Here is a 13,063-nt window from a genome sequence, read left to right as displayed (position 1 = left end):
CAACCCAGCCCGGGAGGCGAACACATGGCGGCGACCATCACCCCGTACATCAACTTCGGCGGCAGCGCTCGCGAGGCGATGACGTTCTACCACGGCATCTTCGGCGGCGATCTCGAGATGCAGACCTTCGAGCAGGCGGGGCACGTGCCCGACGGCGTCGAGGGCGACAAGATCATGCACAGCAGCCTGAGCGGGGCCGAGGGTCTCGAGCTCATGGCTTCCGACGCGATGCCGTTCGACGCCGGCGACACCGTGTGCATCGCCCTCACCGGCGACGACTACCCGGCCATGGAGGCACGCTGGAACCGCCTCGTCGACGGGGGAGAGGTGCTCGAGCCGCTCGCCACCGCGCCGTGGGGCGACAGCTTCGGCATGTGCCGCGACAGGTTCGGGCTGCGCTGGCTGATCAACGTCTCCGCGTCCTAGACGTTCTGGTCGGGGAGGTCGGGCACGCGGCCGGGCGCCCGCGTCAGCCGGTGCCGGCGGCCCGCTCCGTGGAGATGAGGTACGCCGTCATCATCCGCTTGAGCTCGCGCACCGCGTCCGCGTGGTCCTGGCTGTCCTGCACCGAGAAGTTGAGCATCGAGTAGACCGCGTGCACCAGCACCTCGGCGATGAGCGTGCGCCGGTCCTCCCGGGCATGCGGGGTCAGGGGGGCCAGCACCTCCGTCACCTGGTGGGCGAGCGCCCGCTCGTGGATGGCGGCCGTGGCGCGGGTGGCCGGCGTCGCCTGCACGGCCAGCCACACGGCCCGACGCGAGGGGTCGGTCAGCCACAGCCCGGCCAGGTGGTCGATGAACTTCTCCAGCAGCCGCGGCCAGTCCAGCGAGGGGACCTCCTCACCGAAGCTCGTCAGCTCGGCCTGCACGGCCACCAGGTCCTGGCGGTCGAGCTCGCACACGATCACGTACTTGTTGGCGAAGAACTGGTAGAGGGTTCCGATGGGCACCCCGGCCCGTGCGGCCGCCGCCTCGCAGGTGAACGACTCGAATCCCACGTCCACCAGCAGTGCGCGTGAGGCCGACAGCAGCGTGTCGAACCGGCGCTTGCTGCGCTCCTGGATGGGCCGGCGGCGGGGGACCAGCTCCTCGGTCGCCGCGGCGCTGACGGTGGACGCATCGGCGGCTGTCCTGGGGTGCCGCGCGCCGGCTGCCTCCGGAGATGTGTCCACGATGCCCAGATTATCGGCCGACCGGGCGGTCCGTGTCCACCGCGCTCATGGTGAGTCGTGAGGCGGAGGGAAGCTCCGCTGATCCGGCGTCCTATCCGCGCGGCTACGCGGCATTGCTGACACCTACGATGTGCGTGGCGGACGATGACGACGCGCGGAGTCTCGTCCGGTTCGATGTCGTCCGGGCAAAGGACAAGGAAGGAGGGGCCTCGACCGTGGCTATCGGTTTCTGGGCGATGCTCGTACTGACTGTGCCGCTTGTGACGGTGACGGTGGTGCGGCAGATTCGCGATGACCGCAACACCACCCACGGGCTGATGATGTTGGCCAGCGCCGCAGCCGTTTGGCTGTTGACGGTCACGATCCTTGGGACCCTGCGGCCGGACGGTGACGCGGCCTTCATCGTGTTCTTCGCCCCGGTGCTGCTGGTGACGGTGTTGCTGATGAGCGTGTCTCTTGCACTGTTCGCCAATACTCCGGTCGTGGTCCGCCGCGAAGGCTTGCGCATCGCCACGCTCGTACCCGCTGCCATCGGTGGGGCGATCGCGCTGACGTTGGTGACCTCGATCGGCTGGGTGTTCACCTTTGACAGGTGGATTCCCCTGATGATGGTGCTGCCCTTCGTGATGATCCCAGGCGCACTGATGATCAGTGAGCTGGTGGGATACGCGTTGTATGCGTTGGTGTATGGACGCGCGCATCGGCGAGTCACTGAAGCCGACGTGATCGTTGTGCTCGGAGCGGGACTCTCCGGCGAGTCGGTGACACCGCTTCTTGCGGGGCGCCTCGACAAGGCCATCGATGTCTATCGTGCCATTGCGACCGCGAGCGGGTCGTCTCCGCTGATCGTCGTTTCAGGCGGGCAAGGTGCCGACGAGGTTATCAGCGAAGCCGCAGCGATGGCGTCGTATCTGAGCGAGCACTCGGAGGTCCCCGACGACCATGTGCTTCTCGAAGACAAGTCGACGAACACCGAAGAGAACTTGACGAACACGCGCGAGATGCTGGCCTCCCGTGCCGTGGAGGCAAGAAGAATTGTTGTAGTGACCAGCGACTTCCATGTGCTGCGGAGTGCGTCGCTCACCCAACGGCTCGACATGCCGGGGGTGATCGTCGTCGGGTCGCCTACGGCGCGGTATTACCTGCCTTCGGGTTTTCTGCGGGAGTTCGCTGCAAGCGTCGTCTACTACCGTCGGGCGAACATTGCGATTTGGGCCCTGTTCACCGGAATCTGGGTGGCGATGATGGCGGCGGGACTGCTGATCGGCGCGCACCAGGACTACGTGGACGAGCCCGATATTAGCTCGCACGCCCTTCATCAAGCACGTACGCCGTAGACCGACGATGCGGAGATGATTGCGCCCGTTCGGAACCCGGACCCCAGCTAGGAGAGTCCGTCGCGGCTAGAGCAGCCCGCGCTCGCGTGCCGCGATCACCGCGCGCGTGCGGCTGTCCACGCCGAGCTTGGTGTAGATGTGCACCAGATGCGATTTGACGGTGGCCTCCGAGATCGACGCCGCCCGCGCGATGTCGCGGTTGGAATCGCCCTGGGACACGCGGCCCAGGATCTCCAGCTCCCGCGGAGACAGCGACGTCGCCGGCGACTGCATGCGGTCGAGCAGGCGTGAGGCCACCATCGGTGCGAGCACCGTCTCCCCGGCGGCGGCCGAGCGGATGGCCCGCACCAGCGCGTCCGGGTCGGCGTCCTTGAGCAGGTAGCCGGTCGCACCCGCCTGCACAGCCCGCAGGATGTCGTTGTCGGTCTCATAGGTGGTGAGGATGAGCACCCGGGGCGGATGCGGCAACGCCCGGATCCGGGCGGTGGCCTCCACCCCGTCGGCGCCGTCGCCCAGGCGCAGGTCCATGAGCACCACATCGACGGCCGGAAGCGAGCGGACCTGGCGCAGCGCCTCGTCCGCGGTCGACGCTTCGCCGACCACCTCCACGCCCGCGGACGTCGTGAGCACCGCGCGCAGGCCCGCGCGCACCACGGGGTGGTCGTCCACCAGCAGCAGCCGGATCGGTGCGGTCATGCCTCATCCCTCCTGGGCGCCGGGCGCCGCGATCGTGGGGACCGTGGCGCGCACTGCGGTGCCGCGGCCCTCGCCTGATTCCACCACGACGGTGCCGGAGCATTCGCCGATCCGCGTACGCATCGCGGCGAGCCCGTAGCCGCTGCCGTCGGACCGCCGCTGCCGCGGCGCGTGCGCGTCGAATCCGCGGCCGTCGTCGACGACGTCCACGCTCGTCTCGTCCTCCTGGTGGGTCAGCGTGATCGTCACCGAGCCCGCGTCGGCGTGTTTGCGCGCGTTGGTGACGGCCTCCTGCGCCGCACGCAGCAACGCCACCTCGGTGCGCCGTGGGAGCGGGTGCGGCGCACCGTGTTCGGTGAAGGTGGTGCGCACGCCCATGGCCCTGTTCTCCTCCGCGAGGGCCTCGAGCGCGGTGCGCAGTCCGTGCTTCTCGATCGACTCGGGGTCGAGCCCGCGGACCAGTCGCCGGGTTTCGCCCAGCGCTGCGAGGGTGCTGTCGAGGGCCGTCTGCAACTGGATGCGGTGGGCCTGATGCGCGCGTTCGGCGCCGTCGGTGTGCGCGTCGGGGGTGTCGGGGGTGTCGGGGGTGTCGGGGGTGGCGGTGACGGCGGTGTCGGTCATGGCGGAGTCGGCCAGCGCGGCGCGCAGCAGAAGGATCACGCTGGACAGGCTCTGGCCGACGGTGTCGTGGATCTCGCGTGCCAGGCGCTCGCGCTCGGCGAGGCGGCCCGCGGAGCGTTCCCTGTCGGCGAGGGCGGCCTGCGTGTGGACCAGCTCCTCGAGCAGCCGCCGGCGCTCCTCCGACTGTGCGCGCAGCCGGTGGTAGATCTCCGTCATCACCACGGCGCTCGCGATGCCCACAGCGGGGCCGATCACGGCCCCCGCCTGCACCTCGCCTTGATGCCAGGCGAACCCGACGACGGCCACCAGGGCGACGCCCATATCGACGGGCACCGCGACCCGCGCCGGCGCCAAGTGCCACACCAGCATCGCCAGCAGGAAGGCGAGCCAGATGAATTCGCCCGATACCGCGACCAGGGCCAGCCACAGGATCAGCAGCCCGGCCAGCCATGCCTGCGAGCGCCGGCCCGTAGCGTCGCCCGCGATCCGCGCGGCGCCGGCGCCGTACCATCCGCCTGTCACGACCGCCAGGACCAGCGGGGCGACGGGTCCGGTGGTGGTGAGCGGGCCGCCCGCCACGGCGCGGACCGCACCGATGACGAGCAGCACCGTGAACAGGACATGCCCGGCGATCAGCACGTACCGATCGATGACGGGGGCGGACCGGGCCCCGGGTGCGGGGAGGCCGGCCGCGGCGGATGGTGCTGCGTTTCCGGGATCGGGCACGGCACCCAGTATCCCCGAGATCCGAGCGGCGGCCAGGCTCTACAACTTTCGGTTGATCCACTAATCCATCGGACGATCCGCGAAGACCGTCATCTTCTCCGATGTATCAGCTGACGGCGCGCGGGAGGCTGGGTATCGCAGGCCGCAGAGGGCGCCGCGCAGCTGGAGATTGTGAGGGACATGTTCATCGGTATCCGCGACATCCTGTTCGCACGGGGTCGATTCACGCTCATCAGTGCCGTGATCGCGTTGATGAGCTTCATGGTCGTCGCGCTGTCCGCACTGACCAACGGGCTGCAGGGACAGTCGATCTCCGCAGTGGAGCGCCTGCCCGGGCAGTCGGTGGTGCTGCAGGCGCCGGCGCAGGGGCAGTCGCCGTCGCTCAGTGAGAGCACGCTGGACACCGACGCGGTCTCCCAGGTGCGCGCCACCGATACGCAGACCGCGCGGTTGGGGGTGGCGACGACACGGCTGGGCCACGACGGGACAAGCGCCGCGCTGAGCGTGTTCGGCGCGGACCCGGCGCTCATGCCGCACGCCGATGAAGGCGCGCAGCCCGGCGACGGCGAGATCCTGCTGTCGCAGTCGCAGGCCGAGGAGCTCGGGGTCACGGTGGGCGACACCGTCACCGCCGGCGCCGACACGCTGCGAGTGTCCGGGCTGGGCGACGCCGGTTCGTTCGCGCACACCCCCGTCGGCTATACCACCATCGCAACGTGGAAGACCCTCTCCCACGACCAGGGCACGAGCGCGGTCGTCGTCTTCGGCCAGGCCCCCGCGGTGGACGGGACGACGGTGCTCGCGATGTCGAGCATCACCGACGCGGTCCCCGGCTACGGCTCGGAGCACGGATCACTGCTGGCGATGCAACTGATGCTGCTCGCCATCTCCGCGCTGGTGGTCGGCGCGTTCTTCACCGTGTGGACGCAACAGCGCCGCGGCGACCTCGCAGTGGTGCGCGCCATGGGCGCCGACCGCTCCTACCTGCTGCGCGACGGTCTCGGTCAGGCGGTGGTCGTGCTGGTGGCAGGACAGGCGGTGGGGGTGACCGCGGGCGTGCTGCTCGCGTTGGCGGCGTCCGGCACCGTCCCCATCGTCGTCACCGCCGCGGGGGTGCTGGTGCCCGTGCTGGGAATGACCGGACTGGGGCTGCTGGGAGCGCTCCTGGCGGTGCTGTCGGTCACCAAGGTGGATCCGCTGGTGGCGATGCAGCGATGACACGCGCAGCCCGGATCCGTTCGTAGCCCGAAACCCTTCTGAACCCCGTCAAGGAGCAACGATGAGCCTGAAGATGTCCGACGCCACCCTCACCTACCCGGACGGCCGCGGCCGGCTGACGGCCCTCGACAACGTGAGCATCGACGTCCCGGCCGGCCGCTTCGTCGCTGTCACCGGCCCCTCCGGATCCGGCAAGTCCAGCCTGCTCGCCGTCGCCGGCACGCTCATCACCCCGGATTCGGGTGACGTGATCGTCGGCGACGTGGCCGTCACCGGCGCCGACGCCAAAGAGCGTGCGCGGATCCGCCGGGAACAGGTGGGATTCGTTTTCCAGCAGGACAACCTGATCCCCGCGCTCACCGCCGTCGACCAGCTGCTGCTCGCCGTGGACATCCGGGGCATGCGCCGCGCGAAGCACCGCGACGAGGCGATGGCGCTGCTCGACGAGGTGGGCCTCGCCGACAGCGCCGGCCGCCGCCCCCACGAACTCTCCGGCGGCATGCGCCAGCGCGTGAACATCGCGCGCGCACTCATGGGCGGGCCGTCGCTGCTGCTGGTCGACGAACCCACCTCCGCCCTCGACACCGAGCGCGGCCGCGCCGTCGTCGAGCTGATCGCCAGGCTCGTGCGTGAACGGGACCTGGCCGCCGTGATCGTCAGCCACGACCTGGCGACGCTCGGTCCAGGGCTGGCGTCGGGCGTGGACGAGACCATCGAACTCGTCGACGGCGCGATCCGTTCGCGCGACACGCACGGCGCCGCGGCCTGACAAGCCTGCGGGCCGTGTGCGGGCCGGTGTCGTCCCTGCCACATTCGACGGCGAGCGTGACGGGTGTAGCGTTTCGCACTGCACTGGGAACCGCCGAAAGGAAACGCATGGACTCCCGACTGCAGAACCACGTGCGGTCCGCCGCCTCCGCTGCACTCGCTGCAGCGATGTGCATGGCCATCGTGCAGATAGTCTGGCTGGCGATGGGGGAGGACGTGGGGCGCGCGATCCTTTACGGACTGTCGATCAGCTCCATCGCGTTCGGCGGAACGTATGCCGGCGTGTTCTTCACCTCGATCCGCAAGGGCGGCGCCTCCGGGTAGGACGGCGAAGCCCGGCCGCGGTTCTACACCTTGAGGTCGCGGCGGAGCTTGGCGACATGCCCGGTGGCGCGGACGTTGTACTGCGCCACCTCGATCCGCCCCTCCTCGTCCACGAGGAACGTCGAACGGATCACGCCCTGCACGGTCTTGCCGTACATCTTCTTCTCGCCGAAGGCGCCCCAGGCGGTCAGCGTGGACTTCTCCGGGTCCGACAGCAGCGGGAAGTTCAGGTTCTGGTTGTCGCGGAACGCGGCGAGCTTCGCAGGCTTGTCCGGCGAAACCCCCACCACGGCAAGGCCAGCCTCGTCGAGTTCGGCGAGGTTGTCACGGAAGTCGCAGGCCTGCTTAGTGCAGCCGGGCGTCGACGCCGCCGGGTAGAAGTAGACGACCACTTTGCGTCCGCGGAAATCGGACAGCGAAACCTCGTTGCCGTCGGCGTCCGGAAGGGTGAATGCGGGGGCCTCGTCACCGGGCTCGAGCCGGCGGGGCGCGGTCGTTGCGTCGCTCATATCCTGAAGATTACCGGTGCGCACCACACAAGACGGGCGCACCTGTTCTACGGTGTTGGTCGTACATCCGCGAACATGCGCGTACAGCCCGACAGTCGATGGAGGACACGTGGCCAGGGACACCGACGCAATCGAGCGCGATATCGAGCGGGCGCGCGAAGAACTCGCCGCCACGCTCGACGAGCTGGCTACCCGGCCCAAGCGGATGGCGGACTCGCTGAAGGAACGTGTGATGGCCTCCGTGTCGTCGCCGGCCGTGCGCTACGGGCTCATCGGCACGGGCGTCGTGGTCGTGGGCCTCGTGGTGGTCAAGATCGTGCGCTGACGGCGCTGTCCCACGCTCGGCAGAGCAATGCGGCAGGCTGAACCGCCCGCCGTGACACGAAGTCCACATTCTGTGCCCCTCGGATGGTGGTTTTCCACCATCCGAGGCGTGCGGAATGTGGATTTCGTGTCATCCGGGTGTCGGTGTGCCTCAGCTGTCCATGAGCCGGGTGACGAGAGCAGCCGCGAGGGTGCGGGTCTGGTCGCAATCGCGGGCGGGGCTCACGTCGGCGTCACCGCGGGGGCCGCCGATCACATGGACGAACCCGAAGTCGACTACGACAAGGACATGACAGTCCTGCCGGGGCCCGTCGTGATCGCGGATGGACATCTTCGCCGGGCGTCCAGCCACCTCGAGCGGTACGACTTCGCCGGACGCCTCCAGCACCCGCTGTACCCATCTGGCAGTGGACCCGTCGGGATGCTCGAGTTGAGACATGACGGATGCCCCGAACTCGTGGTTGCTGTAGGTACAGCCACTTGAGGCGGAATCCCGATCGACGGGGAGGTGAGCTGCGGGCGGAAGCTCTCGTGCTGTGAACCACGCCGCCATCTGAGGAGTGCACGGGTCTTCGTACGTCAGGCTTCCTGCGGTCGACGATGTCGAGATCGGTGCGGCTGAGTTCGATCTTGCGGGAGAACGCGCACATCCGGCGACTGCGATCAGAAGGCAGCAGACCACCGTCACTGAACTGTGCTTCATTCGGCCGGACTGGATTCTGTGCCGTGGATGGCTAGTGAATCGGCGGTGCCCGCGTCAACTTCAAGAAGGTCGGCAGCAGCCGATCGGACCCAGGCGGCGAGGTCCCTGGCCGCATCGGCGAACTCGTGCAGGCGAGCTGTGGCTGACCCCTCGTCTCCTACTGCGAGATCCAAATACAATTGCTGGAGTTGAAGGATCGAGCCGAGAGTTCCCCATGGGCGTCGGCTGTAGTTTCGCGAGAAGTTGTCTGCCAGGTCGTCCAGCTCGTCCGCCGCGCGTTCGTATGCCCCCGCGATGGTGTCGACGGCGTCTTGAGTGATGACGAGTTCGTCGGTGCTGTCTGTCAATGATCCCCCCGGTGTCGACAGGTGCGGGATCACCGTACCCGAGGTCGCCGGTATCGAGGCCGAACGCGGCGGGGCCACCCCGCGTGACACGAATCGTCCGTCATGACCGCAACGCAAAACCCCCGCCCGGATGACGATCCGGGCGGGGGTTTGGCTGTACGCCGTCGGGGGCTCGAACCCCGGACCCGCTGATTAAGAGTCAGCTGCTCTACCAACTGAGCTAACGGCGCGTGCGTGCCAGGCGAACGAGTCCGACGATCATCGCCGCACCCCGTTCGCTCGGTGCGTTGGAAACAGTATCAGGCCCGTGGACGATGACAAAAGCGTGGGGCGGTCGTGTGGCGTGCGTCGCTATCGCGGCGCGGTGTTCCCGCAGGTCGCCCCATTGATGGCATCATGTGATGCACGTCTGCAGTGACGGTGGGAACGCCCGGGCCTGCAGGCGGTGCCGGTCGACGTAGGGGCGGGCGGTGTCGTGTCTTTCGATTGTGAAACGGAGTCGTGTGTGAAGGCGAGCTGGGGACGCGTTTGGGGGCGCCGTCAAGCTGTTGCCGTTGTCGGTCTGGTGGCGTTGGTGGGGGCCACGTCCGCGTGCACGATCGGCGGCGATTCCGATTCCGCTGCAGCGCCCGCGACACCCGAGAAGGTTGCCGCGGAGGTCGAGTTCGCGGTGCCGGACGGCTCGGCAGGCGTCTCGCCGATCGAGCCCGTCTCCCTCACGGTGGCCGACGGCTCGCTCACCGGAGTGACGATGACCAATCCGCAGGGCGAGAAGGTCGAAGGTGAACTGGCGCCCGACGGGCAATCATGGACCACTGCGGAATACCTGGGGTACGGCACCACCTACACGGTGCAGGCTCAGGCGCGGGGCGAGGCGGGGCCCGTGACGGAGACCGCGCAGTTCACCACGATCCAGCCGGACAATCTGACGGCCGCGTACATGCTGCCGTTCGGCGGCCAGACGGTCGGTGTGGGTCAGCCGGCCGTGGTGCAGTTCGACGAACCCATTCCGGACCGCATGGCGGCGCAGGAGGCGATCACCGTCACGGCCGATCCGCCGGTGGAGGGCGCCTTCTATTGGGTGTCGAACAAGGAGGTGCATTGGCGCCCCAAGGAGTACTGGCAGCCTGGCACCGACGTGACGGTGGACGTCAACACCTACGGCAAGGATCTCGGGGGTGGGTTGTACGGCCAGGAGGACACGCACGCGACGTTCACGATCGGCGACTCGGTGATCGCCGTGGCGGACGACAACACGAAGATGATCACGATCTCGCGTAACGGCGAGGTCATCAAGTCCATGCCCACGTCGATGGGCAAGAACATGTTCCCGACGCCCAACGGCACATACATCATCGGGGAGAAGTACGACGAGATCATCATGGACTCGTCCACGTACGGCCTGCCGATCGATGACCCGAACGGCTACAAGACCCCGGTCGAGTGGGCCACCCGCATGTCGTACGGCGGCATATTCGTGCACTCCGCGCCATGGTCGGTGTGGGCGCAGGGGAGTCAGAACACGAGCCACGGGTGCCTCAACGTGAGCCCGGCGAACGCGAAGTGGTTCTTCGACAACTTCAAGCGCGGCGACATCGTCGTCGTGAAGAACACGGTGGGCGGCACGCTGTCCGGCACCGAGGGGCTCGGCGACTGGAACATCCCGTGGGAGAAGTGGGAGGCCGGAAACGCCGACGTGGCGTAGCAGGTCACGTAGATCTTCTGAAACATGTTGCAAAAGGATCCGGACGTTCGTATAGTCTCTATGTAGTGTGACTCACTTCATGCTGAGAGCCTGCGGTGTCACACGACTCGGGCCCAGAGTGGCCGGGCCATGTCATGCCAAGGGAATGGAGACCCAGTGAGCCGTAAGACCTTGACGCGGATCGCCGCCGCCAGCGCGAGCGCCGCCCTGATCGCAACCGGAATGAGTGTGGCGGTGGGGACGGGTGTGGCGAGTGCGGATGCGACTTCGTGCAACGCGACCGAGAGCTTCAAGGGTGGCGAAGTCACCGCCCAGCAGACGGTGACTCCGGCCACTGCGTACCCCGGCCAGGAGGTGACCTACTCCACGCGAATCTCGCGTAACTCGGGTGGGTGGAATCTGAAGGAGATCGGGATCGCGGCCCCTGACGGTTTCGTGCTCCAAGACGGTGCGCGCGTGAATGTTTGGACCTTGGGGTCCGGGCAAACCTGGTACAACGCGGATCTTGACACCGATTCACAGAAGAACCTGTACTGGGAACGCACGGACGTGACGTGGGAAATGAATTCCAGCCACTACGTGGAGCTGGAGACCACCTTCAAGGTTCCGGCTGATGCCGAGGTCGGTTCTACGCAGCAAGCGGGGGTGCAGGCCCGTCCCGTGGGCTGGGACAGCCAGGAGTGGCTGGACACCGGTGCTTGCTTGAAGATTCGTGAGAAGAACCCGGTCGAAGCAACGCAGGGCAGCCTCGAGAAGTTAGGCTTCGGGTCCGTCAACTCGGGTTCGAGCCAGGTGTTCGGCTCGTTGACCGATCCGCAGGGATCGATCAGCGGGATCCTGAGTGACGTGCTCGGCAATGTTCTGGGAGACATGATCGGAAGCTGACCGGTCGTCTTTGAACCGAAGCCCCGTCCTGGGATACTGGGATGGGGCTTCGTCGTTCGTTGTCACTGCAGATCCGACGGATCCGTGTTCGCTCCGCACAGCACGACGCACACCCGCTCGCTGGTGGCCGGCCGATAACCGTCGCCGCTGATCCCCGCGAGCGCTGCGCCTGCCGCGTGCTCCACCGCCAGTCGGTGTTCATCCCAAAGGCGTTGACGCGCCTCTATGATCGCGTCGTCGGAGACGAGAACGGAGCGCACGTCGCCGTGCTGAGCTGCTGCCACGGCGCTCGCGGACGCGCGGCGGCCGCCCAGAGAATCCGCGGCGACCCCGCCCACCTCGACCTCCACCGGCCGTCCGGCCCCCAACGCCGCATGCAGGGTGGGGGCACGCTCGGGCTCGACGGCTATCACGCGAATCCCATGATGCCGGGCCACCGCGGCGATCCCCGAAAACAGCCCGCCGCCGCCGACGGCGACAGCCACCGTGTCCAGCTCCGGAACCTGCTCGACGATCTCGAGCATCACGGTGCCCGCCCCGGCCGCAATGAACCGATCGTCGTAGGCGTGCGACCTGAGCGCGCCCGATTCCTCGGCGAAGGCGTCACACGCATCCCACGCGTCGGCGAACGGCCCGTCGATCAGGCGTACGTCCGCCCTGTAACTCCTGAGCCGGTCGATCTTCAGCTGCGGCACCGACGACGGCACGAACACCGTGGCACGGACGTCGTGTTGGCTCGCCGACCATGCGCAGGCCATACCCGCGTTGCCACCCGACGCGATCGTCACCCCAGCGGCGGGGAAGGAGCCGGCCTCGTGGTGGGCGCGGACGAAGTTCTGTGCGCCGCGGGCCTTGAACGTGCCGGTGAACTGGAGCTGCTCGAGTGCGAAGCACACGGAGGGCCCGTCGGGCGGGGCGACGGGCTCGGCGGGGACGACCGCCACCGGGCGCACGGCGCCGTGGATTCTGGCTGCCGCCGCCGCGACGTCGTCGTACTTGAGGCGGTCCGCCATGCGCGGGCTCCTTTCCACGCTGGTGGCAATGTGCGCGAGTTGCTGTTTCGAGCGTAGGCGTACTGCGGCTCGGACGGCGGGACGCAGCGGAATACAGGCGGTCGGAGTTCGCGAGCCGATCTGCACTGTGCGGGCGAGCCGACGGCCGGGGCGCGGGCCGCTCTGCAATCCGAGATCCATTCGACCGGCCGGCTGCGAGCACCTCGCCAGCCCGCGGGCCGCTCCACTCATTTTCCCCGCGGGAATGGTTCGCGGCGTGGAGAACGGCGCGCGAGCGGGGGATCGGCTCGCGGGAGACGCAGCAGCAACTCGCAAGTGGGGGTTGGTCCGCAGCGGAGTCGTCAACGACGAAAGGACCCGGACTGCGGCCGAGGGCGAACCCTCGGCCGCGAATCCGGGCCCTGTCTTGGTGGGGTGAGCGACGGGGCTCGAACCCGCGACATCTGGGATCACAACCCAGTGCTCTACCAGCTGAGCTACGCCCACCATCGGATCACGATCAGCCTCCGCCGGGCACGAAAACCCGACGGCTCCTCATCGCGAAGCCACGGACGATACTAGCGTGCGGGCACGCCCGGGGTCTAATCGGCGGCGTGCCTCACCTACTTTGAGCGCGTGGCGCCGGGTGGTGCCTCACCTATTTTGAGCGCGTAGCCAGGAAAGCTTGCCCGATGTGGAAGGCAAGATCGACATGGCCGCGAGACGGCAGGTGACGA

At 68.0% G+C, this 13,063-nt stretch carries 15 protein-coding genes and 2 tRNA genes; 8 read left to right on the top strand and 9 right to left on the bottom strand.

Annotated features, from left to right (window positions below):
* Positions 1 to 24: 24 nt before the first annotated feature.
* The gene (locus tag JJ683_RS14925; RefSeq protein WP_200175286.1) at positions 25 to 426 is read left to right on the top strand and encodes a VOC family protein; all 402 of its coding nucleotides are present in this window, start codon (positions 25 to 27) and stop codon (positions 424 to 426) included.
* 43 nt (positions 427 to 469) lie between these two features.
* Here the strand turns inward: JJ683_RS14925 and JJ683_RS14920 are convergent, their stop codons facing one another.
* A complete protein-coding gene (locus tag JJ683_RS14920) occupies positions 470 to 1,084 on the bottom strand; it encodes a TetR/AcrR family transcriptional regulator (RefSeq protein ID WP_242474748.1) in 615 nt (204 codons plus the stop codon).
* Positions 1,085 to 1,305: 221 nt separating this feature from the next.
* On the opposite strand from JJ683_RS14920, the gene JJ683_RS19685 reads away from it, so the two are divergent.
* Entirely contained in the window at positions 1,306 to 2,508 is a 1,203-nt protein-coding gene (locus tag JJ683_RS19685; RefSeq protein ID WP_200175282.1) for a YdcF family protein, read from the top strand.
* Positions 2,509 to 2,574: 66 nt separating this feature from the next.
* Here JJ683_RS19685 and JJ683_RS14910 read toward each other — a convergent pair whose 3' ends face one another.
* Both JJ683_RS14910 and JJ683_RS19680 read right to left on the bottom strand, forming a co-directional pair.
* Positions 2,575 to 3,204, bottom strand: coding sequence for a response regulator (locus JJ683_RS14910; protein ID WP_200175281.1), 630 nt, complete (start codon positions 3,202 to 3,204; stop codon positions 2,575 to 2,577).
* Positions 3,205 to 3,207: 3 nt separating this feature from the next.
* Entirely contained in the window at positions 3,208 to 4,551 is a 1,344-nt protein-coding gene (locus JJ683_RS19680) for a sensor histidine kinase (protein WP_200175280.1), read from the bottom strand.
* 180 nt (positions 4,552 to 4,731) lie between these two features.
* On the opposite strand from JJ683_RS19680, the gene JJ683_RS14900 reads away from it, so the two are divergent.
* From JJ683_RS14900 to JJ683_RS14890, 3 genes are all read left to right on the top strand, one after another.
* Positions 4,732 to 5,769: an FtsX-like permease family protein gene (locus JJ683_RS14900; RefSeq protein ID WP_200175279.1), complete on the top strand. Its 1,038-nt coding sequence runs from the start codon at positions 4,732 to 4,734 to the stop codon at positions 5,767 to 5,769.
* Between the two features lie 61 nt (positions 5,770 to 5,830).
* Positions 5,831 to 6,538: an ABC transporter ATP-binding protein gene (locus JJ683_RS14895; RefSeq protein ID WP_200175278.1), complete on the top strand. Its 708-nt coding sequence runs from the start codon at positions 5,831 to 5,833 to the stop codon at positions 6,536 to 6,538.
* A 107-nt stretch (positions 6,539 to 6,645) separates the two neighbouring features.
* Positions 6,646 to 6,861, top strand: coding sequence for a hypothetical protein (locus tag JJ683_RS14890; RefSeq protein WP_200175277.1), 216 nt, complete (start codon positions 6,646 to 6,648; stop codon positions 6,859 to 6,861).
* Positions 6,862 to 6,884: 23 nt separating this feature from the next.
* Here JJ683_RS14890 and bcp read toward each other — a convergent pair whose 3' ends face one another.
* On the bottom strand, positions 6,885 to 7,370 hold the full coding sequence (gene bcp, locus JJ683_RS14885; protein ID WP_200175275.1) for a thioredoxin-dependent thiol peroxidase: 486 nt from the start codon (positions 7,368 to 7,370) through the stop codon (positions 6,885 to 6,887).
* Between the two features lie 109 nt (positions 7,371 to 7,479).
* Here bcp and JJ683_RS14880 point away from each other — a divergent pair, with 109 nt between their 5' ends.
* A complete protein-coding gene (locus JJ683_RS14880; protein WP_143909430.1) occupies positions 7,480 to 7,695 on the top strand; it encodes a DUF3618 domain-containing protein in 216 nt (71 codons plus the stop codon).
* A 150-nt stretch (positions 7,696 to 7,845) separates the two neighbouring features.
* Here JJ683_RS14880 and JJ683_RS14875 read toward each other — a convergent pair whose 3' ends face one another.
* The 3 genes from JJ683_RS14875 to JJ683_RS14865 all read right to left on the bottom strand — a co-directional run bounded on the left by JJ683_RS14875 (position 7,846) and on the right by JJ683_RS14865 (position 8,974).
* Positions 7,846 to 8,397: a DUF3558 family protein gene (locus tag JJ683_RS14875; RefSeq protein ID WP_242474745.1), complete on the bottom strand. Its 552-nt coding sequence runs from the start codon at positions 8,395 to 8,397 to the stop codon at positions 7,846 to 7,848.
* Positions 8,394 to 8,744, bottom strand: a complete 351-nt coding sequence (locus JJ683_RS14870) for a type VII secretion target (RefSeq protein ID WP_200175271.1) — start codon at positions 8,742 to 8,744, stop codon at positions 8,394 to 8,396. Before JJ683_RS14870 ends, JJ683_RS14875 begins: the two co-directional genes overlap by 4 nt.
* A 157-nt stretch (positions 8,745 to 8,901) precedes the next feature.
* Positions 8,902 to 8,974 (bottom strand) — tRNA-Lys (locus tag JJ683_RS14865).
* Between the two features lie 335 nt (positions 8,975 to 9,309).
* On the opposite strand from JJ683_RS14865, the gene JJ683_RS14860 reads away from it, so the two are divergent.
* Both JJ683_RS14860 and JJ683_RS14855 read left to right on the top strand, forming a co-directional pair.
* Positions 9,310 to 10,449, top strand: coding sequence for a L,D-transpeptidase (locus JJ683_RS14860; protein WP_307810962.1), 1,140 nt, complete (start codon positions 9,310 to 9,312; stop codon positions 10,447 to 10,449).
* Positions 10,450 to 10,605: 156 nt separating this feature from the next.
* Positions 10,606 to 11,334: a hypothetical protein gene (locus tag JJ683_RS14855; protein WP_200175267.1), complete on the top strand. Its 729-nt coding sequence runs from the start codon at positions 10,606 to 10,608 to the stop codon at positions 11,332 to 11,334.
* Positions 11,335 to 11,396: 62 nt separating this feature from the next.
* Here JJ683_RS14855 and JJ683_RS14850 read toward each other — a convergent pair whose 3' ends face one another.
* Positions 11,397 to 12,347 (bottom strand): threonine/serine dehydratase, encoded by a 951-nt coding sequence (locus tag JJ683_RS14850; RefSeq protein WP_200175265.1) that lies wholly within the window; start codon positions 12,345 to 12,347, stop codon positions 11,397 to 11,399.
* 410 nt (positions 12,348 to 12,757) lie between these two features.
* Positions 12,758 to 12,833 (bottom strand) — tRNA-His (locus JJ683_RS14845).
* Positions 12,834 to 13,063: the final 230 nt, after the last annotated feature.

Origin of the sequence: Tomitella cavernea (assembly GCF_016599145.1) — a bacterium.
In the GTDB taxonomy this organism is placed as follows: domain Bacteria; phylum Actinomycetota; class Actinomycetes; order Mycobacteriales; family Mycobacteriaceae; genus Tomitella; species Tomitella cavernae.
The sequence above is the reverse complement of the archived record's forward strand: the minus strand, read 5'-3'. Positions and strand labels throughout refer to the sequence as shown.